This is a genomic window from Halomonas sp. A3H3, from assembly GCF_000982975.1.
Lineage (GTDB): Bacteria > Pseudomonadota > Gammaproteobacteria > Pseudomonadales > Halomonadaceae > Vreelandella > Vreelandella titanicae.
This window is the reverse complement of record NZ_HG423344.1, coordinates 1-20,477: the sequence shown is the minus strand read 5'-3', so window position 1 is coordinate 20,477 and position 20,477 is coordinate 1. Positions and strand designations below refer to the sequence as shown.

Below are 20,477 nucleotides of genomic sequence, written 5' to 3'. Positions count from 1 at the left end.
GCCGGAGCGCTGCCTGTGTGGCCTGCGGGGCTACTGGGCACTATTGGCATGGCCCAGCTCACCTGGAGCCAAGCCATGGCGACCCTTGAGAGAATCGATGAGGACTCGCGTGAAGGGTTTGTTCTTCCGTCAGATGAGCCCATCGATGACAAAGGCAGTGGCCTGCACATTGGCCTGACAACCGATAAGAACACCCGAGTCAACATGCCAGACAACCTCGGGAAACGCCACACGGCGATCGTGGGGCAATCCGGCGTGGGTAAAACGACCATTGGTGAATACATCCTGTGGCAGCAGACCGCAAGAGGAGGGGGCTGGCTCTTCATCGATGCGAAGATCGATCGCGATACTCGTGACCATCTCGCTTACATGGCCAAAGTGACCGGGCGAGAGGATGAACTCTATATCATCGATGTCTCCGATCCTGACAATGCTAACACCTACAACCCCGTCCTCCATGGTGATCCAGATGAGGTAGCCTCCCGCCTCATGAATTTGATCCCCTCCGCCGAAAACAACCCTGGCGCGGATCACTACCGACAGTCGGCCAACCACGCCTTGACTGTCATCATCGCAGCCTTGCAAGCCTCCGGCCAGCTCTACCACTTCGGTGATCTTTCGATCCTACTGCAATCGGATAAGGCGCTTGAAAACCTCGAACGGATGACCCCCCAGGGCTCTGAAAGGCGAGCCCTCTCGATTTTCCTGGATCAATTCCGCACCCGTACCAAGGAAGGGACGAAGATTGACCTCAACCGCATGAAGCAGACGCTGGGAGGCATGGCAGGCCGCATTGCCCTCTTTGCACAAGGTAAATTCGGGAAAGTATTTAACGTGTATGCACCCGAGATCGTCCTTACAGAGATCATCCGCAAAGGGCACATGCTTTATGTTTCGTTGCCAACAATGGGGAAGGACACCGCTGCTCTGAATCTCGGCAAGATGATTGTATCGGACATACGATCTGCCGTTGCCCATATACAGGATCTTCCTAAAGGAGAACGGCCAGAACATTTCATTGCTCTGCTCGATGAGATGGGTGCCTATGTTATGGAGGGCGTAGGCAGGCTCTTTGAGCAAGCCCGTTCGGCAAACATCGCCCTCATACCAGCATTTCAGTCGTTCAGCCAGTTGAACCGTGTCTCTCCTGACTTTGCTGACATTGTGATCCAAAACACTTGGAACAAGATATTCTTCAAATTTGGCTCGAAGGATAGCCCGGAGGAGGCGGCTGAAATTCTCGGCAAAACAAAACGGTTCCAGCGATCGGTGTCCGTTTCGGCCAACCAAGGTGAAAGCGCCCAGTATCTTCGCACAACGCCTCAGTCAAGCATGTCAGACGGCGGTGGCATGGGGGAAAGCTGGCGTGAAATCGAGGAATTTCGTGTCACGCCCGACCAGTTAAGAGCCATGGATATGGGGCATGCGGTAATGATGATGGGAGCGCGTATGTACCATCTTAGAACCCCAATGATCAACTACCCAAAGAAAATACCTTCCTTCAAGGCCGTCAAGCACAGCACAAAGATACCATCGAACAAGCAGCCGCTTAACTTTGAAGACAGACTTAATGAATTTCTTACTGAAGTAGCATGAGGAGGGCAAATGATTACGATTGTTTTTTGGGGGACTATCGCAATATTCGCCATGTTCCTCCTAGGCGTATTACCAGGCGTCAAAGAAGTATTCCGCCCGATTATGGATATACTTTCAAAAGGCGTTGTGGAAGTAGTGAAGTTTGCTGCGGGCTACATGCTTTGGCTTGTCAAAACTATCATCCATGCACACCTTGATCTTATTAGTCACCTCTCTCATTCCCGCAGCTACTTTGACCCCGCTGACAAGATAAGGAAGTAGTTTATAGTTTGACATTGAAATCGTCGTACCGTATACTTCAATAAACCATAAAGAATGACCAAGCGCTCGGGGGTGATTTATGGCAAAGAATAAGCGAAATGCAAAACGCCAACGGGCGCTCAATGCTCGTCGTCAGGCTGCATCACACACTGGCGGTTCTGTGATCGCCAATGAGCTTCACCATCTCATTGGAGCAGACGAAGAAAGCGTTGTGAGGGCGATCCGGTGGCGAGCCAAGGTTAACGTCTATTTAATTCTTGGATTCAACCTTGTGGCTTTCCTCTTTCTTCTTTATCACACCAACGCTAATCAAGGTGGGGTAATAAGCCATAACAGCCCCTATATCTGGGCCTCCTTCATTGCATTTTTCATTCTGCAAATGATCTTCCTCCACCGTTACAAGAAACTTATCCGTCACGCCTAAAAAAAGCCCCCGCAATCTGCGGGGGCTTTTCATTACCTTGAGTCCATATTTTCTCTTGGGTCAACTTCATCGTCTTGGCCAGGGGCCTGTTCCCGCGGCTGGGAAGAAGCTGGAGGTTCCCCGTTAGAACTTGAGCCGCTACCACTATCACTCGTCCATCCATTACTCGGTGCTTGCGCTGGCTGGGATTGCTCTGTTGCGTCCCAAGGCTCGCCGGCATTGCTCACCTGGTCAGGGGTCAAGCCCGGATCAGCCCCGTAGGAGGGCGCCTGGGGCACTTGGCCACCCTGAGTCGCTGCGGCCGGCTCCTGGCCGGTTTCAGCCCCGTAGGAGGGCGCCTGGGGCACCTGGCCACCCTGAGTCGCTGCGGCCGGCTCCTGGCCTGAACCAGCAGCTTGCTGGCCATTCTGAGGCCCAGGAGCAATTCCTGGGGTGTCAGAGGGTGCCTGGTCTACTGCTGAGCCTTCAGGCTGGTCATTACCTGCCTGTGATTCAGAAGCAGGCTGATCATCACGGAGCTGCCACCTAGTTAGGTTGGCCTCGGTGGATTGAACAGTCGGACCAGTCTGCGCTTGCTGATCAATCTGATCCTGAGTAGGAGGAACCGCTACGTCGACCGGCTCAAAAGTCCCGTCGCCGCCGTACTGGTAGTAAGAATGGCCTCCTTCACGCTCAACAGCGTAGACAGCTTGAGCTTGGCCGCTCTCGTCCTGTGTGTAGAAGGTGGGAACAAACGTATCATCTCCGACTTGGATATTACTCCTTTGACCTCCAGTAATCAGAGCATCAGCGTTGGCCTGATCCGCAGCAGCAATATCACGCCTGTCCACTACGGATATGGCATCCCCATTATCGACCACATGGTAATCATTCGGCCTTTCAACTGGTGCTTGTGCAGCTCCCTGTATGTTGTCGAGCTGTGCTCCGGTATCGACAGAAAGATCACTGACCCCGCGATCACGGACAGGGGCGGTCGTCGCTGCGGCATCCCCTGCTCGTGCGCCTACATCAGAAGTGTTAGCGCCAACTGCCCCAACTACATCGCCTCTTTGGCCGTCAATGTCTGCCTGATCTTCTTCCATCGTCTGGCCGACACGACCTCGCAGATTGCTCATGTCAGTCTGCATGTCGGACACAACCTGCGGATTAGCCGGCGTTGGCAGAGAGCCCGACCTGCTGGCTGTCCACTCCTCATGGGCCTTCTGTTGAGCCTGGACAGCCTCCTGGTAGTCGGTGGATGCAGCATAAAGCATCGAGGCACGATCCTCACCAGCACGACTTTCAAGAACTTGACGGGCTTCACCTTCATTGTATTTAACGGAGTATCGTTCACCGTCAGATCCAGTTACAGACAACGCACCATCCTCGGCGAAAGTGAGTCTTCCGCTGTCGGATTGAGAGATACTGTTACCTTCTTCCCTAGTTGCCTGCTCTGAGTCAGAGGAGCTTCTTCCTGTCTCACCACGCACTGATCCTTGTCCATAGGCCGATACGCCGCTATTTAGGCTCAAACCGCCTTGAACGCGAGCACCGACTTCCGCAGCAGCCGTGGTGGAAGAGCGTTGAGTTATCTCAGCCATCTCCCTTTCGGAAACACCTGCGTTCTCCATCAGTGAGCGTGTTGCTGCAAGCTCTTCCATATAGCGCTGACCCTGAGTGTCCTGGCTCATTCGAGACCAGTCGATATTGCCATCTCGAACATAACCCTGATCTTCAGCGTACTGCGTAGCCCCCCGAAAGGTATCGGTCATCATGCTCTGGGTTTGCTGAGTGAATGCTTCTTTGGCCTCCTGAGTCCTCTGGGTCGCCTCTGTATAGCCCTGGGAGGCCGACATACTTTCCCTGAAGTCAGCAGCCCGGAGACCCACATTCATGTCCTGACCGCTCATATTGGTCACCTGCGAAGCACCAACACCAACATGGTGAGCGGAAACCTCATTGCCAGAGCTATAGCGGTGTGAAGTCTGGTGGGCGTTCATGCTCGCGTTGTTCATGCTCACCTGACCGGCAGTAGCTGCGCCGGAAGAGATGCTGCCAGCAGCTGCTGCCGCGTGCTGAGATCCAGAAGCCCTGTCCAGGACAGACGTGAAGGCATAGCCGCTACCGGATACCAAGCCCCACATGATGGCTGGTACGAGGGTCGACATGAAGCCCGAGGCCATCACCATCTTGTCGGACATTTCGCTGACAGCCCCCATGTTGGCCATGGTGAGCCCATCGGCCAGATAGCCGGTTGTTTGCCCTTGGAAATACAGCATCATGATGTAGTTGACGATCGCGAGGCCCGGCCACCACATAATGAGCCACGTCATGACCTGGGCATACGAGGTGCCCATCTTTCGACCGAGGCCTGGCACCAAGATGGCAGCAAACACGATTGGAGCCAGGCCAATGACAAATGCCTGCAAGATGGCAAAGAAATAGCCCGCCATGTCACGGAACAAGATCGCGGTGCTGTACCAGCCAGATTGCTGAGCCCTTCTAGCCTGCTCAATATTGAGGGCAGAGATAAGCTCGCTAGATCCAGTCGCCATCGCCGCGTACTCGTAAGTGCCCGAGTACATTTCTGCGATCGCCGCCTGGGTGGCCAGCCCGGTCGCGTCTTGGACGACGCTACCACCGGAAGCCCAGCGGAAAGAGTCTTCCAGGGCAGCCTGAGAGAGAGCGGTAGAGCCCGCGGCCTGTTGAAGCCAGAAGGGGGATGATTCCCCCATACCGTTCAGCAGTGAAGGTGCTGCGGTCTGCAAGCGGTTATCGATCTTGGTGTAAGCCGTGTCACAGGCCTCCATGCCACCATTCGGGTCTGTAGAGTCATAAACCACTGTGTAAACCGCAGGGTTCAAGTTAGAGCCAAGGATACTCCACGCATTCTGGGACGTGATGAGGGTGACCGGCGAAATGCTCCCATTGAAGATATTGGGAAGGGCACAGTCGTTCAAAAAGCTCTGAATGCTAGACCGCAGATAGGGGTCGGTAAGCCGAATGTTCTTCATGTCATTCAGCATGCTGGCGGCCATGCCGACAGGGGCACCTTCAGAGAGACGAAGGCTCGCGAAGTTCGGCGTTGTGAAGTTAGATTCAATGCTGCTTGTCGCCCACATCCCAATTTCTGAAATGACCACAGCAGGCAGGCCTATCGCAGCGGGGACGCCCTCGATGCGCTGAGTAAACTGCGGTGCGCCAGTTCCATCCCACACCATATCCTCAACGAAAATGTCAACTTTCAAGCTGAAAAGCATGTATACCGTCAGCAACATGCCCGCGAAGTACATGGCAATCTTCTGCAATGTGCCAGCAAGAATGCCGGTGAAGCACATCGCCAAGAAACCTGCCATGGCCAGCACAAGCGTCAGGTTACGAAACCCAGGGTTAGATGCCGGGTCCGTCATTCGCTTGATCGCCTCGAGGATCTGAGCGAGGGCATAGCCATTACCGTAACCATAGAAGGTCCAGGTATCGGCACCACCGCCCGGGGTCATGGTTTCGGCGATCGCCAACCCCGGTAGGGCCAAAGCGATAACCGCAAGGCCTATTCCTAGCCACCTCATCAGTTCACCTCCCGTGCCATGTCGCGGGCGAAGTTCATGCCTGAGAGCCCCATGGCATGAAGGTTGCGGAGCGTCGACCGATTGATGCGATCGACTTGTGCCATGATATTTTCCTGAGTCTCGGCCATCAGGTTGATTTGCTGTGCCTTTTCAGAGGTAAGGGCAACAAGCTCATTTTGTGCATCCCTAAACTCCTTGAGAACGTCCGCTGGCAGCTGAGAAACAGTCGTGGTCTTAGCTGTGGCTTGAACAGCATGGCGGATATACTCAATAGAGATCATGTAACTCAAGATCATTGAATTGCCTACAACGAGGTCGTAAGCAATTTCGGGATAAGTCGCAGCCACATTGACAGCCTGATACAAGGGAAACGGAGCTGCGGCAATGATCGCCTTTTGAGATGAGGACAGTGGAGTGCCTGAGGCCACATTCTCAACCGCGCCCTCCAGTTCTGTCACAACCGTAGTGAGGAACCCCTGCCCAAGGGACATGTCTTCCACTTTCGTCCTTTGAGGTGACCAGCAATTCCTAAGGTCACTATTACGGCAAGTATATATCTCCATCTTTTGGCCTGAGCTACCCTCTTGCCATACCTTGTCCTCGCAGAAATCGTTTATGAATTCTGCATATTGAATTTGCGAGGGCGATGCCCGCTCGCTGCCACAGAGGAAAACATCAAGCATTGCGCTACCAGTCTCTATGGTTGGCGCATACGTATTAGTTTCACCATCTTTATTCTTGTTTCTTACTTCGGTGCCAATCCAGCTCATCAACAGCTCGGCAAATATTTTATTTTCTGCTCCCATGTTGTTTGTGCCGTCCTTGCCCGGTGCGATACCGGCCTCCTGAAGGCCCAACCAAGTACGGTTGCCGTTAATGTCCATCGCAAGGGCTTTGTCGCCTTCATTGGCCTCCAGGTGATCATAAATTTCGCCGCCCGCATCTCCACTTGTGTCACAGGTGTCCTGCTGGGCAGCCAGCCAGTCGCTCTCTACCCCTTCAAACATGCCGACCGAGCTACACCAGAGGTTGCTCAGTTCATCGGTGTAGTCGGGGAAACCATCTACGATGGCCTGAGCCGCCTCACAGCTATCCTGGGACAGCTTTGCGGCGGCCTGAGCCATGCGTTGAGCAAACTCCAAGACATCGCCGCATATAGGGCAGAGCTGCTTGAGAGCGAGCTGGAAGGAGAGGGCGACAACCCCTTGGGCGATCTGTTCCAGCATTTGCTGGATCTGCTCGCTATCAATGTACGAGAAGCCGCCAAAATGGGCGTCAATACCGTTACAACCGACCTCGAGCCTCGGCGGATCGAGGTTCACCAGCGAGTAACGGTTCTGCGAGAAGCGCATTGTCATGCCGCCCGCGGAGTATCCATGTCTCGTGCGAGTTTCAAATGCTGTGGCACTCGTGCTGCTGCTGAAACCACCGCCAGCACTTGAAAGCCTATCGAACGCATCATTCAGGGCGCTCGCCTCGGCCTGTCCGATCGTAGCGGTGAGCGACATTCCCGTGAGTACGGAGGTCGCCACCATGGTTGCTATCTTCTTGCGGTGAATCATCACTCAACTCCTTGGGGAATGCCGGCGCCCAGACCACCGGACGACCGTTCAAGCATGTCGGGGACGCTGAAATCGACAGCCGGACCAGCACCGTCACTAACGGCGTTCAGGCCTTTCTCTGCTGCTCGCTGAATGGCGCCAAAGAAAACCTCAATGCGTGATGTGATGCGCTGGGCTGCCTCAACGCCACTGGACACGCGGAACCACAGGTCATCCTGGGGGAGGTGAAGCCATAGATCCGGGACTGCCTCGATGGCCAGGTGGCCAGCTGCCTCGACTGATCGCCCTGTGGTATCGCAGGTCTCGGTGAAGTCCGACATGCACACGTTGTCGAGGGGGGCGTTATAGATGGTGAGTCCCGTTCGCCGGCCGAGCTGCTTCATCACCGGCTGCATGTCATGGCAGAACTGGCAGGTTGAACGGGTAAACCAGACCAAGAACCCGCCTTGGTCGTTAATCTCTTCCATGACGGCGTTCCGCTTGCCGTCCTGAGCGCGAGACGCCGCTCGCAGTCCAAAGGACGACACCGGGCTATGAACCAGCGGGTTCAGATCCTGGTTCTGAATCTGGTTCCACTCCCACATGCGAGACATCGTGATGGCCTGGTCGACCGCCCAGCGCATATACCGCTGAAACCGCTCCACGGTCTCTGGGTTGTTGGGGCTCATCACGGCTTGATTCAGCAGCATGTCACGCTGCTTGGCCTGGAAGTCGAAGCTCCCCTGAGGGTCCACGAAGCCGCATGACGGCTCCCACTCGTCAGGGTCGGTACAGTCACGGTCCTCCTCGCTCGTCTCCTCACGAGGCTCAGCGATAACCTCTGGAGGTTTTTCCTGCTCTTCCTCCTTCTCTTCTTCATCGTCATCCAGGTGGCCCCAGAACCAGCCGCACTCCTTGGGGTTGTTGGAATCCAGGCAGGCACGATTCGAGCCGGCCTCGGATTGCGCCTCCGTGGCCGGTGACAGCGCCAGCAGCGCCAAGAACAAGGGGGCCAGCACATGGCCAGCCAGTAGGTGTTTCATAGCACGAAGCTCCGAAGTGAAATTGCCGCAAGTACCCATGCGGCAAGCACGGGCCAGAATTCCGAAGTGCCGCCATCCCATAGATTCAAGGAGTGACGCTTAGCGGGGTGCCAAACGGGCACCCCGGATGGGGTTCCTGCATCCCCCGCGATATGCGAGAGACCGCCGATGACGAACCCCAGGAGAGCCGCGGCCAGGAGAGGGGTTTCTGCAAGCCACAACCACGCGGCCACCGCTCCCCCTGCCCAAGGGAGGAGCCAATGCGTCACGGTTCTATGTGGGATCAGCGTGGTCGGCCCGAGCCGAATCTCCATCCAGTCCGGTGCGGTTGATCCGGGCAGCGCCAGCGCCGCCACCGCAAGCGCCGCCCCCCCTCCATACAGGGGCTTGATCGCCGCTCCTGCGGTCACGCCAAACGCCAAACCAAAAAGCCGGTGCGCGTTGCCGGTCACAGGGCCTCCTAGGGTCAATTCAATGCACGCGAGAAAGCCCCGATTCCACGAAGGAAAGGGGGCTATGAATCGTCATGCTGGTTGGTGTTGCTGTCGCTGGAGGAAGCGGCGCCGCTGTGCGATCGCCCCTTTCAACCGTGCCGACAGGTGAGCATCCAGCTGTGCGGTAGTGACCCAGCATTCAGCTGCGGCCAGCCGCTCAGCATCTGCATTGTCGATCTCGGCCAGAATCACCTCAGGGGAGGCAAGTCTACGGCCGTTTCTTGACTGCTTAGAATCAGCTTCAGCATCGCTCCCGGGGAGCATTGCCGAGGTGTTCACAGCAGCATTTCTGGCAGCATTACCATCGTCATCAGGCCCTTGAGCCAGGCCCAGAAGCGCCAGCAGCCCATACCGTCGTGCATACGTCTGAGCAGACGCCACGCCATGGCTATCATGGGTGTCCACTGGCATCTCGCAGTAGGAGCCAATAAACTCCCCACTCGGACCATGAATCAGCATGGTTTCCATCACCACGGCCCCCACATTGCCTGGAACAGGCGCTTGAACCAACGCTATTTCGTGCCGATTCAAGACATTGCGGACGCTGCCGATGATGGCAGTGAGGCTGGCGTAGCAGCTGTCGTACATCGGATTGCTGGAATCCGAAGCGACAACCCCACCCAGCTCTGCCTGGACTGAAGCCAACGCTCTGCCAATGCTGGCGATTGAGTCGCTACGGTTCATAACGTGCTCTCCTCTCATCCCCCAGGTAGCGGGGTCTCACGAGAGGTAGGGGGGGCACTGACAGATAGCCAAGGAGGTGACGCAACTATCTGAATATCAAAAGAAAACGAAGAATGGACGCAGAAACTGAAACGTATCGCATGGAGAACTGATGTACCGCGCATGGGAACTAGACGAATACGCTAGGCCCCATTCACCACGAGTCGCAGCGCACATAATCGACAAGAATAAAAAAGCTGATCATGGAAATAAGGCAAAGGAAGCGACAGCCGACCCCGTGCTGATGGCCTTGAACACTGACGCTCCTCCAGGTGGATTGCTTGCCACCCTGAAGAGTGTCCCGAAAGCAACAAACAGGGAGCGGAGGTTAACGATGATTTAACTGAACGACGCTCCATCCCCACGAAACACTTGATTCAGCTAACAAGCATCCCGTCCCTATGGCTGAACATTAAAAAGCCCTCCCAACAGGATGTTAGGAGGGCTTGAAGGTTAAGCGGCCTGACCTACGCGAGGAAACCTCGCCAGGTTGCCACTGGTGTACACGTCAGCCCAGTCCAGGCTTTTGTCAGGACCGGAGCTGGGTGCATCCGGGATTCGGATAGACGCCTGAATCCCCTTCTCCCACAGGCGAGCCTGAAGCGCTTTTGCCGCATCCTGCCCAGCCTTTCGACCCTTCCTGTCCGGCAGGTCACGATCAGCCCAGATCACGACCTCCTTGACCCCTTCTGGTGGCTCAAAAGCCCCCATCAGAGACGCGGACAACACGGGCCATACCGGCATGCCTGTCGCTGCCCGAACAGCCAGGGCGGTCTCAATGCCCTCGGCGATGCCGAGAACACCGCCGACCGCAGTGCCAAGCCGGATAGCACCACCACCGACCTCGCCGCCATTGACGACCGGAAACAGCTTCTTGGCCTTCGCCACGGGCGCCTTCTCCACCACACCATTCTGCGAACGGTGGAGATACGTCCGGTGCATGGTCACAGGCTGGCCATCGGCATCCCTCACGAGCGTCAGCAAGGCCGGATAGTGCCCCACCACCTTGCCTTTCTCGATGTAGGCGAGGTTCGGGTGAAGCCGCGCCTCGCTTTCCATCACGCCAAGCATCGACTTCACGGGCAAGCCGCGGAATTGCAGGTAGCTCCCCAGGAGAAACCTGCCTTCCCCCTTGTCCAGCGGCAGAGCTTCCGTCCAGCGCTTACGCAGCGTGGGGCGGATGTCCTGCTTGGGCTTGGGCTTAGGCGGCACGGGCCGCGACACAGCAGGCGCCAGCGGCTCAACCGACTTCTCGCCGAGCGCTCCCATCACCTGCTCCAGGATCTCCGGGAGGTTCCAGCCCTTCAGCTCCTTGAGCAGGCTGAAGCCATCCCAGTTACCGCAAGTGCAGATCGCTGTGCCACGCAGCTGAAAGTCGCGATCGAGCCGGAAGTCCTCTTTCCCACCATGGACGGGGCAATCGATATGCGTGCCAGGGTGCTCGAGAGCTGCATCCAGCTCTGGACAGAGGGCTTGGAAGACCTCCCCCCAGCGCCCTTGGGCGGTACGCTTCACATCAGCGATCTCGTACTTGTTGCTCTTGCTCATGATCAGTCTCCTCTCTCATTCCCGGTTGCCCGGATCTCACAAGGAGGTAGGGCGAGGTGTGACGGTTATGGAGAGATAGGGGAGCGACTGCCACGTTCGCGGGTGGCGGGATCAAGGCGCCAGCTCGATTTCGCATGCGAAACTGAAAAAAGCCCCAAGCACGGATGTGCCTGGGGCTTGAAGGGTAGATCAAGCTGCTATGGCATCTGAGCGTTTCAAGCTCGCCAAGCAGTTGCCGACCAGACGGCCTACGGCACGGAATGCCGTGAACACGACTGACTGGCCCAACAGCTCATGGCTGACGGTTTCCGACAGGCCATGAACCAGCTCTTCCGGGATCGTCTTAACCCGGGCATGTTCCGCCTTGGTCAGGAGACGGGACAAGCTGGGGTCATCCGGGTGCCGGATGAACGGTTCAGTAGATCGGGCCTTCGCGTAGCCGCGCCCAATCGTCCCGAGGCCATCCTCGCTTCCATCGAGCAGCTGCCGACGAAAGCCTTTCCCTGAGGCCAGGTCACGCGCCTCCTTGTCCGCCAGGTACGAGTAGGCCTTGTACCGTGACGCGACCGCTTCATGAGGTTCAAGCACTTCCTGAAGCGAGGCTTCACGCTGACGCACCGGCTCCAGCTTCCCGAGGTCAACCTCAATCCCTTTGCTGACCGCGAGCATGCACAGCCTGTCACGCCGCTCCAACGCACCGAGGGCATGCCCATCGAGGACCGTCTCCTGCACCTCGTAGCCAAGCCCCGACAGCACATTGCGAATCACCATCATGCTGACAGTGTTCTGGTAGGGCGGGACGTTCTCGAGCAGGACGGCTGCCGGCCGAAGGGTCTGGATGGCATTCAGAAAGGCAACGAAAAGGCTCCCAGCCGTCTCGTGCGCTTCCGCATGCGCCAGGCCATTCTTGGCACGCCCCGACAAACTGGCCCCAGTGCAGGGCAAACCGGCCAAAAGTAGATGGACGGGGGGTAGCTTATGCCACTCCACATCCTGCATTGGCCCCTGGATAGCGATACTGTCCTCATCCCAAACGGGATTGTTGGCCAGTGAAGCATCCAGGTAGGCACCCTCCAGCTCATTGGCAAAGGCCAATCGAGAGGGCACCCCGGCATCTGCCAGCCCCGTGTGTATGGCCAGATCAAGCACGCCACCGCCATGCGCGATCGAACCAATTTCCAAGGGCTCCCCGTTGCTGAGGGTCTTGAGCAGCCGCTCCATGCGCTCCGACTCAGCGAGGTCGTGATGATGGATCGTGATGTCGATGCGGTTGCCCCGCACAACGACACGAACCCTCTCGACCTTGCCCAGCGCCTCAGCCAGCTCGGCAGCGGTGATGTCGATCACCGGCAGCTCGTTCTCCCCACGCTTCCGGCGAGACACCTTGTAGGCGCCATCTGCCGCAAACTGGAGGGTCAGGCTTTTTCGACCGGCGACGAGGTTGAAACGCTGACCAGGAGAGATCCCGGTACGCGCCAGCCGGTTGCCTTCCAGCCACAGACGCTGCTTGCCACGATGCTCACCAATCTTGGTGTAAATCACAGTGCTCTTGCTCATGATCCATCTCCTCTCTCATTCCTGCGATATGCAGGTCTCGAGAAGAGGTAGGGCGCAGAGTGACCGAGGGACGGGGAGGGGAAAGCCTGAGGTGCCAGGAGGCCTCAGCAACAGCTGCCTTGATATTCCTGGATGGACGCCTCCTCGAGGAGCTTATCGGCGGCTTCCTGAAGGCTGGCGGCCATACCGGGAGACTCAGCCAGGGCAGTTTCAGCGCGCTCCCGGTAAGCCTCAGCACGCTGCCGGCAAAGGTAGGCCGGGAAAGGGGGGATCGCGTAGTCGACAGGAACCAGCGCCTGGCTGCGCGGCGCGTAACCCAGTCGGGAGACGGCTCGACCGTAATTGTCGAAGAGCGTGGCCCCCTCGAGGAGGTCATGGGTGGCTCCACTGGCCTCCCAGGCGTCGATTAGCGGCTCCATGGGGTGTTGAATAGCCCGCGCCAGCGAGGCGACCACCTCTATGCTGACATGGTGAGGCACAAGACAGGTCGCCATGGTAGGCAGCCATGGGCATACAGGGCGCTCTCTCCGGCCCCTCAGGCGGATTTCGGCGACGTAGCCGAGCTTGGGCATTGCCTCGAGGTTCTGGAGCAGCCTGCGCTCTCTGTGGGACGGGAGGCCTAATGCCTGCTTGTGGTGGAGTGCCTTCGTGATCACGGCATGTTCAAACCGATACCAGGCTTCAAACAGGAGGGCATCTAACAGGGTGGGGGCGCGTTGACCGAGTAGCATCAGAGGCAAGGTCGGCAAGCCAACGGTCATCACGTCACTCCAGGAAAGGAAAAGACCCCAGCGAGTGGGGTCTGAGAAACAGGGTCAGGCAGCCGACTTGATGGCATTGACCAAAGAGACACCGCGCTCATAGGCTTCACGCGCCAGCTCTTCAGCATGCTCATCCAGATGGCTGTTATCGTCGCCGATGTTGACCTCGACGCCGCCAAGGACCGCAGCGCAGTCATCCAGCAGAACGGATTGACCGGCCACGTCGACAGACACCTTTGCCCTGAGCAAACCGTAGAACCATTCATCATCCCGCCAGCGCTGTTTATCGGTCTCGCTGTGGCAGTCGAAGTGGTCCGGGGTTACGTCCGGGTCGCGATCCAGGAGCACCGTCACAGTGAAGTCCCCCTGGGTGCCCTGAACGGTGTCGGAGCAGATAGCAAAGTTGTCGAATTTCGTGAGTTCCATGATCGTTCTCCTCTCTCATTCCTGCGGGATGCAGGTCTCGAAAGGAGATAGGGGAGGGTGTGACACCAGCCATGGCACCAGCGTGAAAAAGCCCCCACATGTCGCCATGGGGGGCTCTGAAGGTCTTTCTGGCGTCAAGCGGCACGAGTCGTTGGGCCGACCATGCTTCTTGCCTTCTCCAGGGCTCGGTGCGCCAGCACGGCCGCCTGGGCATCAAGGTGGTTACTCGTCACCCCGACATTGACACCGATCGCGTGCTGCTTGGTCCGAGCATCCGGGATGCGGATCGAGTGCTCGTTGATGGCCACGCTCACCTCGGCTTCCAGCAAGGCGACAAACCCATAATGCTCGGTGGCCTCGGCACAACGCATGTGGTCCTCAGGGGACGCCTCGTAATCGTGCTTCAAGGTGACCATCACCGTGTAGGCCCCAGCGAAGCCAACAACAGAATCACCGATCATTGCGTAGGTATAGAACCGCTCCAGCTTCATCATCCATCTCCTCTCTCATTCCTGCGGGATGCAGGTCTCGAGAGGAGGTAGGGAGATCAATGACAGTGCTGGCGCCGGGAATCGGTGGCCACCATGCAGGCCGGTGGCCACCGTAGACGAACGGGAGGCAGGAGGGGGTTATGCCGCTACCTGGGCCAGCAGGGAGCGAACGTGCGGATTGGCATCTCGCCCGTCACCTTCCACGCCTTGGGCAGGGCGACGAAGTGCATGGCTCGCCCAGAGCGCGACCGCGGCGGAACGGCTGACGCCTGCGTTGCAGTGGATCAACAGCTTCACCGGCTGCCGGGCCTGCGCCCAATGGCCGATCCAGGCCGAGATCCGACGCGCATCATCCGGGGTCATCGGTTCCTCGCAGCCAAAGCCTTCCCCCGGCACGACATCATCGAACTGCATCGAGAGTACGTCCCCCCATCCCCTGGCCAAGCGAGGTGAACGCTCATCGATGCCATGGATGGACAGAACAACCGTGTCCGTGGTGGCTTGGCGGCGTTCGATGTCGCGACGGCTGGTGTATTCGATGCTGGTAATCATGACGCTACCTCCGTTCGTGTGTTCATTGCGTCGAGCGCCAGCTGCTTGATATGGCCGGCGTAGCTCAGACGCTTCGCATACTCGGCATGCAGATCACGCCGAGCCTGTTGTGTCTCAAGTCGGTTGAAGGCGCCCTGGGTCTCGACCAGGACGGCCTGGGCGGCGGCATAGTACCGCGCCAGGCTGTCGCGACTTGGGTACATGGGGTGAGAGCGATGCCAGGACAAGCATTCGCTGGCCTCGCCGATGACGAGTGACCGCGAGAGAGGGTTGTCCAGGTAATGGCGTACCAACTGTTCTCTGGTTGGCTCCATCACGGGGCCGGGTCGCTGCATGGGGCCTCCCTCATCATCCGCCAGCCGACTCTTCAGCTGGCTTGATGGGAGGTAGGGCGGTAGGTGACACAGCGACCAGAGGTGAGAAAGCCCCAACTAGCGAACTAGAAGGGGCTTGAAGGGTACTGCAAGGAATCAGATCAGCTCAAATGGCTTGGGCTGCTGATTTGCTGTGCGTGACAGCTTACCCTGGGCAACGTGACCACAGGGATTCCTCATGGAGGTTTCAGGACAGCTGACGTAAGCGCCCTCGCGTGATAGCCGAATAAGCCAGCGGGCCTTGTCCAAGCAGCCTGAAAACCAAACCGATGAGGTCTACGAAAGCAATTTTCTCGCTCTCATACCGTTCTACGAACGGCCTCGCCCATAAGATAGGGCGGCAGGTGACAGCTGGGAAGGCACCAGTTGGAAATTCGTGAGGTGAGACGTTCCTGGCAGGGCAGTGCGACGGTCAGCCACTCCTACCCCGCGCATCCCTCAGCCGGCGCCAGGAGGTGCTGGCCATCGGCCGTTGCATCATTGATCGCCTGACTGACTGCATAGGTCGCCAGCTGCGAAGGGTGGAGAGGCTTGAGCTGCTGTTTCAGCGTGTCGCGATCCTGCACCTCGGGGTCGAGCCAGGCATCAGCGCCAGCGGCTACGACGACCGGCATGCGGCTATGAATCTGCTTCGCCACGCCCTGAGCCGGCTGAGTCACGATCGCGCACCCCAGCTCGCCATCAGCTCGCTTGGTGAAGACGCCCGCCAGAAGCAACAAGCCACTCGAGGCCCCGTGGAAGTAGAAGGGGAGCTTGCGCTCTCCCTCGTGCCGCCACTCGAACCAGCCGTTCACAGGCACCAGGCAGCGGTGGCGAGCGAAAGCGCCTTTCCAGAACCGGCTCGAGGCCAGGCTCTCGGCCCTGGCTACATGCGTGCGCGGCGCATCCTCTGGCGCCCACCTGGGCTTGAAGGACCACTGGAGGGTGGTCACTTCAGGGTCGCCCTCCGTGGCAGCGATCGCCACGATGGGGCCGCCCGGGGGGATGTTGTACCGGGCCGGTGGGAATGTTGCACCGGACGCCAAGGGGTAGCCGAAGCTCTCGGCCACCTGGCGAGGGTCATCATAGAGGGCGAAACGTCCACACATGGCTGCTGTTCACTCGATCATTCGGCCGGCTCACCGTACTGCTCGCGATAGTATCTGGCTTCTTCACATTCCGGTGTCAGGCCTATCATGTCCAAAAGCTGGCGCTCCCAAGCGCCAGGTCGACGTGAGCCATCCGCGATGGCAACCGCCACCTCCTGCATCATCTCTTCAACCGTTCCCCATGGAATCGCGGCGCCATGCTGCTTCTGGAGCTTCGTCAGGTACTCCAGCTCGGCATGGACAGCGGCCGGCAGGGTGATCGTCAGCGGTACGGTATTGCTCTTCTCGACTGCCATCAGCGGGCTCCTCGTGGGCGGTTCGTGGTTTTCAGGATACCAGCCCCTACGCCGTGTGCTGCGCCAGCAGGCGTCAGGGGCGGGGATGATGCTTAACCCGCCCAGAGAAAAGCCCCCAGGCAATGCCATGGGGGCTGAAGTGCAATCAAGCGACTCGCCACACACCTCGCTCGACCGGCGCAAACCAGTCATTGACGTAGAGCGTCTGGCGAACCTTCTCGCGCCAATGCTGACGACCCGCCAGCTTGTCCGGCGCATTCTCCGCTACCGCCTCGTACAGGCGCGACAGCGGAGCTTCACCTCCCAGCGACACCAGCGCCTGGCGTACCACGGCCTTCCATGACCCCCGCAGACGACGCTGCTGGCTGTGAGCCATGCTGGAGAGCGTCGACAACAGGGCCACGCTGCGATCAGGACGCTGCCACAACAGGATGTACTCGTGAGCCACCCTGGGCAGCCGCATGCCCGCATACTGCCGTGACGCGCTCTGGACGTTGTGCTGTGCCTTGATCAGCACGGCCCTCAGCTCATCCGCAGGCATCCTGGCGATCGCATCAGCCTGAAAGGACCAGTAATGGCCATTCCGCCTCAGGTCGCCAATGATCGTCCCGTAGAAGCCACCATGGTTCACGGCCTCGCGCTGGTTCAGCAGAGCCTGCTGGAGCTTGTCCATGAACTCCTCAGGATCAGCGCAGCGCGACAGGTCATCCGGGTGCTCGCCGGGATAGACGTTCCCGCTGTACACGATCATGTCGTGATAGGGCGGGTGCGACAGGCAGAGATCCACCGGCTTCCCGGTAGCATCCAGGATGGAGTGCCGCAGGATGTTGAACCCCGAGTGAAGATCCAGGCCAAAGGCCTCGATCCCCATCTCTGAGGCCACCTCCACTGAGGTGCCACTGCCCACCATGGGGTCGCAGAAGGTCTCCGGGCGAAGCTGCTCGAAAATGTCCTTGTAGACATGCCCCGAACAGTTGCCGCGCCAGCTCGACTTGCCCCACTTGCCGCGGGTCGGGTGCGAAATCACAGACGTGCTCATGATCCATCTCCTCTCTCATTCCTGCCGGATGGCAGGTCTCGAGAGGAGGTAGGGGCAGGCCTGACGGGCTAGAGGTCGACCTCCAGCCGGTCGCCGACCTCCACCCCCATGGCGTCGAAGGCGCCAGCATTCAGCTCCAGGGCCATCCAGAAAGGCACGCCAGCCGGATACCGAGGGCAATCCTCGCGCTGGCGGGTGCAAGGCGGCATCGTCTCCATCGACAGAACCCTCCCGCGCTGGTCGAGAAAGGCGATGTCGATGGGGAAGCGGGTCTTGAACATCCAGAAGCGACTCTGCGCCGGCTGCTGTTCGTCGTAGGTGAAGAGCATCCCAGTGTTGGCGGGAAGCGAGGGGCGCTCCATCAGTCCCTGGCGCCGCTGGCGCGAGGTGCGAGCTACCTCAAGCGCCAGCTCATGGCGCCCATCCTGGGTTGCCATCTGGCCTACGACCTCCTGCATGGCCTGGCGCTCTACCACCAGGGCCATCATCGCGATCCCAGTCAAGAATAGGGCGGTGATGCCGATACCAGTGGTCATCGATGGCGAGCTGCGGCGCGTCAACGTCGAGTGGGTCTGAGGCATGGTTACCTGGGGCTCCAATGATTCATATCGGGTTGCCCCATGGATAGGTCCGTGGCTGACGCTACCCAGGACAGTCAGGAGAGAGCAGTACATGCCGGCGACCCTGCCATTCGGCCGCTGGCTGCACAAAGCCCGATGGGTCGACACCGCAGCCTGGAAATACGCTCAAGCGTTTCACGAACAAGCCCGCCAAGTAGCGTTCCCGGCCGAAAGCGCCAGCGGCCAAGGGATCATCCGGTGGCAAGACTGGCCGCCCTGCTTCGGTGGGGATATTGCACACTGGGAGCCCGGTCCTCGAGGGATGCTCTGCCGCCGCGCTACGCTCGCGCCAGCCTCCCGCCTCATCACGACGGTATATCACGACGCCTTCAGCTGCTCGATACGAGAGATCACCAGCCTGGAATCCGGTAAGGGCGGTCTCACCACCTCGGCCACCCTCGACGCCTACGCGCTCAGCGAATGCTGCGGTCTCATCAACAGTGACCCTGCCTGGATAGAGAAACTGCTCGGCTGGCACGAGCTGAGGTTCAATGCAGCCCCTGGCGCGGGAGAGACACTGGAGAGCTTCAGCTGGCACGACCGCGGCTATCACCTGCTCAACCAGGGCGGTGCCCACCATTTTGCCGCTGCCCGTTATCTCGCTGGCTTCTACGCCCCGAGGTTCTGCATCAATGCCCCCCTGGCCAGGTACAGCATCAATCACGAGGCCGCCCAGGACATCCTCAACGCCTACGACATGTTCTGCGAGCCCGAGGACCAGGCAATGCTCGAGGCCTTCACGCACCGCATGGCCGCGGCAGGGGTTCCGCACGCAACGTGCCCAGCACCGCCGCCTTGGGACGGGACATATCGCCTGCTGCTGCTGCCCCGGGATAACCGGAAAGCCGCTGGCGCCGCGGCGGTGCTGCGCGAGCACGACTGGTTCGATGTCAGCGCTCTACTGAAAAGCCAGGCAAACCCATAGGGGCGAGGCACGTGCCTAACAGTGCCCTGAGAAGCTGAATGCTCACGCCTATACAGGCCGTCCACCTCCATAATGGAGGATGTCAGAAAAACCGGAACCAGTGGAATTGATACGCAAGACTGGCATATTGCAGTCTTCATACGATCGTATACTGGAACTTATGTTGACTCAGCACTGAATTGGAAATCTTGGGCTGGATCTAGTGTACATCCAGGAATAATCAACCGAGAGACACCGTAAAGAGGCGCGTTTGACGCGCTGAGGAGCTGATGTCATTAATCGTGCATTCTTTTCCTAACCTATAGACTTAAAGAAGGGTGTCCAGACGCTGAGACAAACTCCGTGCCTCAAGGTGTTCCAAACGGAATCCTGAATCCGTGAAGCCGGCGCCGACACTTTCCCTATCACCGCCAGCGAGCACTTTTTGATCATTCGCCCCGTGCAAGTTGGCTTTCGCAAGCCCGTTATTGCCAAAACCCACCGTGCTGATCGGTGCTGACGGCCCGTTTTGTCATGCCTTTCCACCCGCCAGGCACGACATATCTGGCGATCGCGTGTCGCTTGGAACTGCTTGTGGATAGAGTGTCGCCGATTGACGGTCAGCATGGCGTTCCTCGTGGATAACGCAGTCGGCTCCGCAGCGTCTTGAGCACCGTCATGCGCCCGATATCCTGCCCGAAGTCGAGGATGATCTGCCGTGCCTTGTGAATCACGAGAGCCGCACGGTGCACCAACTCTTGTAGCACGGTGCGCAGCCGGCGCCGCTTGGCCGGGTGGCGAACCGGGCTCAGCTCGCCGGTCATGCCCAGCTGTCCCATCAGGCGCAGGATGTTGTAGGCCAACTGGGCGAGATGCAGGATCAGATCGTTGGTGGCGAACTTGCCGGACGGCAAGCGCTCCAGGTCGAGATCGGTCTTGATCTCGCTGTGAAACTGCTCATGGGTGGCATGCGCCTGGTAGCGCTTGATCACCGCCTCCGGCGCCTCGTCCAGGCTGGTCCACCAGCCTTCCAACTCATAGTCCGGTTCGAGCAGCAACTGGCCATCGCGATCGGCGGTGCGCTCTACCAGGCGCATCACGCGTTGGACGACGTATTCGGTCTTGTTGTCGTCGTGGATCGAGACGGTCTGCGGCCACAGCGCCTGGCGCTTGCCAGGACGCAGCTCTTCC

At 58.7% G+C, this 20,477-nt stretch carries 21 protein-coding genes; 4 read left to right on the top strand and 17 right to left on the bottom strand.

Translation table 11 applies throughout. The features are described 5' to 3' along the window. Nucleotides 1-75: 75 nt before the first annotated feature. From HALA3H3_RS25030 to HALA3H3_RS25020, 3 genes are all read left to right on the top strand, one after another. Nucleotides 76-1,596: a type IV secretory system conjugative DNA transfer family protein gene (locus tag HALA3H3_RS25030; RefSeq protein WP_238326132.1), complete on the top strand. Its 1,521-nt coding sequence runs from the start codon at nt 76-78 to the stop codon at nt 1,594-1,596. Nucleotides 1,597-1,605: 9 nt separating this feature from the next. Then, a complete protein-coding gene (locus HALA3H3_RS25025) occupies nt 1,606-1,857 on the top strand; it encodes a hypothetical protein (RefSeq protein WP_022524154.1) in 252 nt (83 codons plus the stop codon). 79 nt (nt 1,858-1,936) lie between these two features. Next, entirely contained in the window at nt 1,937-2,281 is a 345-nt protein-coding gene (locus HALA3H3_RS25020) for a hypothetical protein (RefSeq protein ID WP_053857261.1), read from the top strand. A gap of 32 nt (nt 2,282-2,313) precedes the next feature. On the opposite strand, the gene HALA3H3_RS25015 is transcribed toward HALA3H3_RS25020, so the two are convergent. From HALA3H3_RS25015 to HALA3H3_RS24935, 16 genes are all read right to left on the bottom strand, one after another. Continuing rightward, nucleotides 2,314-5,829 (bottom strand): conjugal transfer protein TraG N-terminal domain-containing protein, encoded by a 3,516-nt coding sequence (locus tag HALA3H3_RS25015; protein WP_022524152.1) that lies wholly within the window; start codon nt 5,827-5,829, stop codon nt 2,314-2,316. Next, the gene (locus tag HALA3H3_RS25010; protein ID WP_022524150.1) at nt 5,829-7,391 is read right to left on the bottom strand and encodes a conjugal transfer protein TraH; all 1,563 of its coding nucleotides are present in this window, start codon (nt 7,389-7,391) and stop codon (nt 5,829-5,831) included. The genes HALA3H3_RS25015 and HALA3H3_RS25010 overlap by 1 nt, the downstream gene beginning before the upstream one ends. Then, nucleotides 7,391-8,413 (bottom strand): conjugal transfer protein TraF, encoded by a 1,023-nt coding sequence (gene traF, locus HALA3H3_RS25005; RefSeq protein ID WP_022524149.1) that lies wholly within the window; start codon nt 8,411-8,413, stop codon nt 7,391-7,393. Before traF ends, HALA3H3_RS25010 begins: the two co-directional genes overlap by 1 nt. After that, the gene (locus HALA3H3_RS26850) at nt 8,410-8,883 is read right to left on the bottom strand and encodes a metal-dependent hydrolase (protein WP_158414254.1); all 474 of its coding nucleotides are present in this window, start codon (nt 8,881-8,883) and stop codon (nt 8,410-8,412) included. The genes traF and HALA3H3_RS26850 overlap by 4 nt, the downstream gene beginning before the upstream one ends. 54 nt (nt 8,884-8,937) lie before the next feature. Then, nucleotides 8,938-9,591: an ERF family protein gene (locus HALA3H3_RS24995; protein ID WP_022524147.1), complete on the bottom strand. Its 654-nt coding sequence runs from the start codon at nt 9,589-9,591 to the stop codon at nt 8,938-8,940. Nucleotides 9,592-10,083: 492 nt separating this feature from the next. After that, nucleotides 10,084-11,178, bottom strand: a complete 1,095-nt coding sequence (locus tag HALA3H3_RS24985; RefSeq protein WP_022524145.1) for a DUF7146 domain-containing protein — start codon at nt 11,176-11,178, stop codon at nt 10,084-10,086. Between the two features lie 189 nt (nt 11,179-11,367). Continuing rightward, nucleotides 11,368-12,735, bottom strand: coding sequence for a DNA cytosine methyltransferase (locus HALA3H3_RS24980; protein WP_022524143.1), 1,368 nt, complete (start codon nt 12,733-12,735; stop codon nt 11,368-11,370). 104 nt (nt 12,736-12,839) lie between these two features. After that, on the bottom strand, nt 12,840-13,496 hold the full coding sequence (locus tag HALA3H3_RS24975; RefSeq protein WP_022524142.1) for a hypothetical protein: 657 nt from the start codon (nt 13,494-13,496) through the stop codon (nt 12,840-12,842). A 54-nt stretch (nt 13,497-13,550) separates the two neighbouring features. Then, nucleotides 13,551-13,922, bottom strand: a complete 372-nt coding sequence (locus HALA3H3_RS24970) for a hypothetical protein (RefSeq protein WP_022524141.1) — start codon at nt 13,920-13,922, stop codon at nt 13,551-13,553. Between the two features lie 134 nt (nt 13,923-14,056). Further along, nucleotides 14,057-14,416 carry a hypothetical protein gene (locus tag HALA3H3_RS24965; RefSeq protein ID WP_139296707.1) on the bottom strand — a complete coding sequence of 120 codons (360 nt, stop codon included), beginning with the start codon at nt 14,414-14,416 and terminating at the stop codon, nt 14,057-14,059. A 135-nt stretch (nt 14,417-14,551) separates the two neighbouring features. After that, the gene (locus HALA3H3_RS24960) at nt 14,552-14,965 is read right to left on the bottom strand and encodes a hypothetical protein (RefSeq protein WP_022524139.1); all 414 of its coding nucleotides are present in this window, start codon (nt 14,963-14,965) and stop codon (nt 14,552-14,554) included. Then, nucleotides 14,962-15,279, bottom strand: coding sequence for a hypothetical protein (locus HALA3H3_RS24955; RefSeq protein WP_139298714.1), 318 nt, complete (start codon nt 15,277-15,279; stop codon nt 14,962-14,964). The genes HALA3H3_RS24960 and HALA3H3_RS24955 overlap by 4 nt, the downstream gene beginning before the upstream one ends. Nucleotides 15,280-15,761: 482 nt before the next feature. Further along, complete coding sequence (locus HALA3H3_RS24950; RefSeq protein ID WP_022524137.1) at nt 15,762-16,427, bottom strand: SOS response-associated peptidase; 666 nt, start codon at nt 16,425-16,427, stop codon at nt 15,762-15,764. A gap of 17 nt (nt 16,428-16,444) precedes the next feature. After that, nucleotides 16,445-16,723 (bottom strand): hypothetical protein, encoded by a 279-nt coding sequence (locus HALA3H3_RS24945; protein WP_022524135.1) that lies wholly within the window; start codon nt 16,721-16,723, stop codon nt 16,445-16,447. 145 nt (nt 16,724-16,868) lie between these two features. After that, a complete protein-coding gene (locus HALA3H3_RS24940; protein WP_022524134.1) occupies nt 16,869-17,762 on the bottom strand; it encodes a TRM11 family methyltransferase in 894 nt (297 codons plus the stop codon). A 68-nt stretch (nt 17,763-17,830) separates the two neighbouring features. After that, nucleotides 17,831-18,343 (bottom strand): DUF192 domain-containing protein, encoded by a 513-nt coding sequence (locus HALA3H3_RS24935; RefSeq protein WP_022524133.1) that lies wholly within the window; start codon nt 18,341-18,343, stop codon nt 17,831-17,833. Between the two features lie 91 nt (nt 18,344-18,434). Between HALA3H3_RS24935 and HALA3H3_RS27000 the strand changes: the two genes are divergently transcribed. Next, the gene (locus HALA3H3_RS27000) at nt 18,435-19,307 is read left to right on the top strand and encodes a DUF6685 family protein (protein WP_022524132.1); all 873 of its coding nucleotides are present in this window, start codon (nt 18,435-18,437) and stop codon (nt 19,305-19,307) included. 599 nt (nt 19,308-19,906) lie between these two features. Here HALA3H3_RS27000 and HALA3H3_RS24925 read toward each other — a convergent pair. After that, the coding region (locus HALA3H3_RS24925; protein WP_199105203.1) for a transposase at nt 19,907-20,477 on the bottom strand (571 nt) is incomplete at its 5' end.

What these genes read in the sequence shown, in the direction of transcription:
- HALA3H3_RS24940 (WP_022524134.1), bottom strand. Translation starts at nt 17,762, where the DNA reads ATGAGCACGTCTGTGATTTCGCACCCGACCCGCGGCAAGTGGGGCAAG.
- HALA3H3_RS24935 (WP_022524133.1), bottom strand. Translation starts at nt 18,343, where the DNA reads ATGCCTCAGACCCACTCGACGTTGACGCGCCGCAGCTCGCCATCGATG.
- HALA3H3_RS25015 (WP_022524152.1), bottom strand. Translation starts at nt 5,829, where the DNA reads ATGAGGTGGCTAGGAATAGGCCTTGCGGTTATCGCTTTGGCCCTACCG.
- HALA3H3_RS24960 (WP_022524139.1), bottom strand. Translation starts at nt 14,965, where the DNA reads ATGATTACCAGCATCGAATACACCAGCCGTCGCGACATCGAACGCCGC.
- HALA3H3_RS25010 (WP_022524150.1), bottom strand. Translation starts at nt 7,391, where the DNA reads ATGATTCACCGCAAGAAGATAGCAACCATGGTGGCGACCTCCGTACTC.
- HALA3H3_RS24975 (WP_022524142.1), bottom strand. Translation starts at nt 13,496, where the DNA reads ATGACCGTTGGCTTGCCGACCTTGCCTCTGATGCTACTCGGTCAACGC.
- HALA3H3_RS24955 (WP_139298714.1), bottom strand. Translation starts at nt 15,279, where the DNA reads ATGGAGCCAACCAGAGAACAGTTGGTACGCCATTACCTGGACAACCCT.
- HALA3H3_RS25025 (WP_022524154.1), top strand. Translation starts at nt 1,606, where the DNA reads ATGATTACGATTGTTTTTTGGGGGACTATCGCAATATTCGCCATGTTC.
- HALA3H3_RS24985 (WP_022524145.1), bottom strand. Translation starts at nt 11,178, where the DNA reads ATGAGCAAGAGCAACAAGTACGAGATCGCTGATGTGAAGCGTACCGCC.
- HALA3H3_RS24965 (WP_139296707.1), bottom strand. Translation starts at nt 14,416, where the DNA reads ATGATGAAGCTGGAGCGGTTCTATACCTACGCAATGATCGGTGATTCT.
- HALA3H3_RS24945 (WP_022524135.1), bottom strand. Translation starts at nt 16,723, where the DNA reads ATGGCAGTCGAGAAGAGCAATACCGTACCGCTGACGATCACCCTGCCG.
- HALA3H3_RS27000 (WP_022524132.1), top strand. Translation starts at nt 18,435, where the DNA reads ATGCCGGCGACCCTGCCATTCGGCCGCTGGCTGCACAAAGCCCGATGG.
- HALA3H3_RS24995 (WP_022524147.1), bottom strand. Translation starts at nt 9,591, where the DNA reads ATGAACCGTAGCGACTCAATCGCCAGCATTGGCAGAGCGTTGGCTTCA.
- HALA3H3_RS24980 (WP_022524143.1), bottom strand. Translation starts at nt 12,735, where the DNA reads ATGAGCAAGAGCACTGTGATTTACACCAAGATTGGTGAGCATCGTGGC.
- HALA3H3_RS25020 (WP_053857261.1), top strand. Translation starts at nt 1,937, where the DNA reads ATGGCAAAGAATAAGCGAAATGCAAAACGCCAACGGGCGCTCAATGCT.
- HALA3H3_RS24950 (WP_022524137.1), bottom strand. Translation starts at nt 16,427, where the DNA reads ATGTGTGGACGTTTCGCCCTCTATGATGACCCTCGCCAGGTGGCCGAG.
- HALA3H3_RS25030 (WP_238326132.1), top strand. Translation starts at nt 76, where the DNA reads ATGGCGACCCTTGAGAGAATCGATGAGGACTCGCGTGAAGGGTTTGTT.
- traF (WP_022524149.1), bottom strand. Translation starts at nt 8,413, where the DNA reads ATGAAACACCTACTGGCTGGCCATGTGCTGGCCCCCTTGTTCTTGGCG.
- HALA3H3_RS24970 (WP_022524141.1), bottom strand. Translation starts at nt 13,922, where the DNA reads ATGGAACTCACGAAATTCGACAACTTTGCTATCTGCTCCGACACCGTT.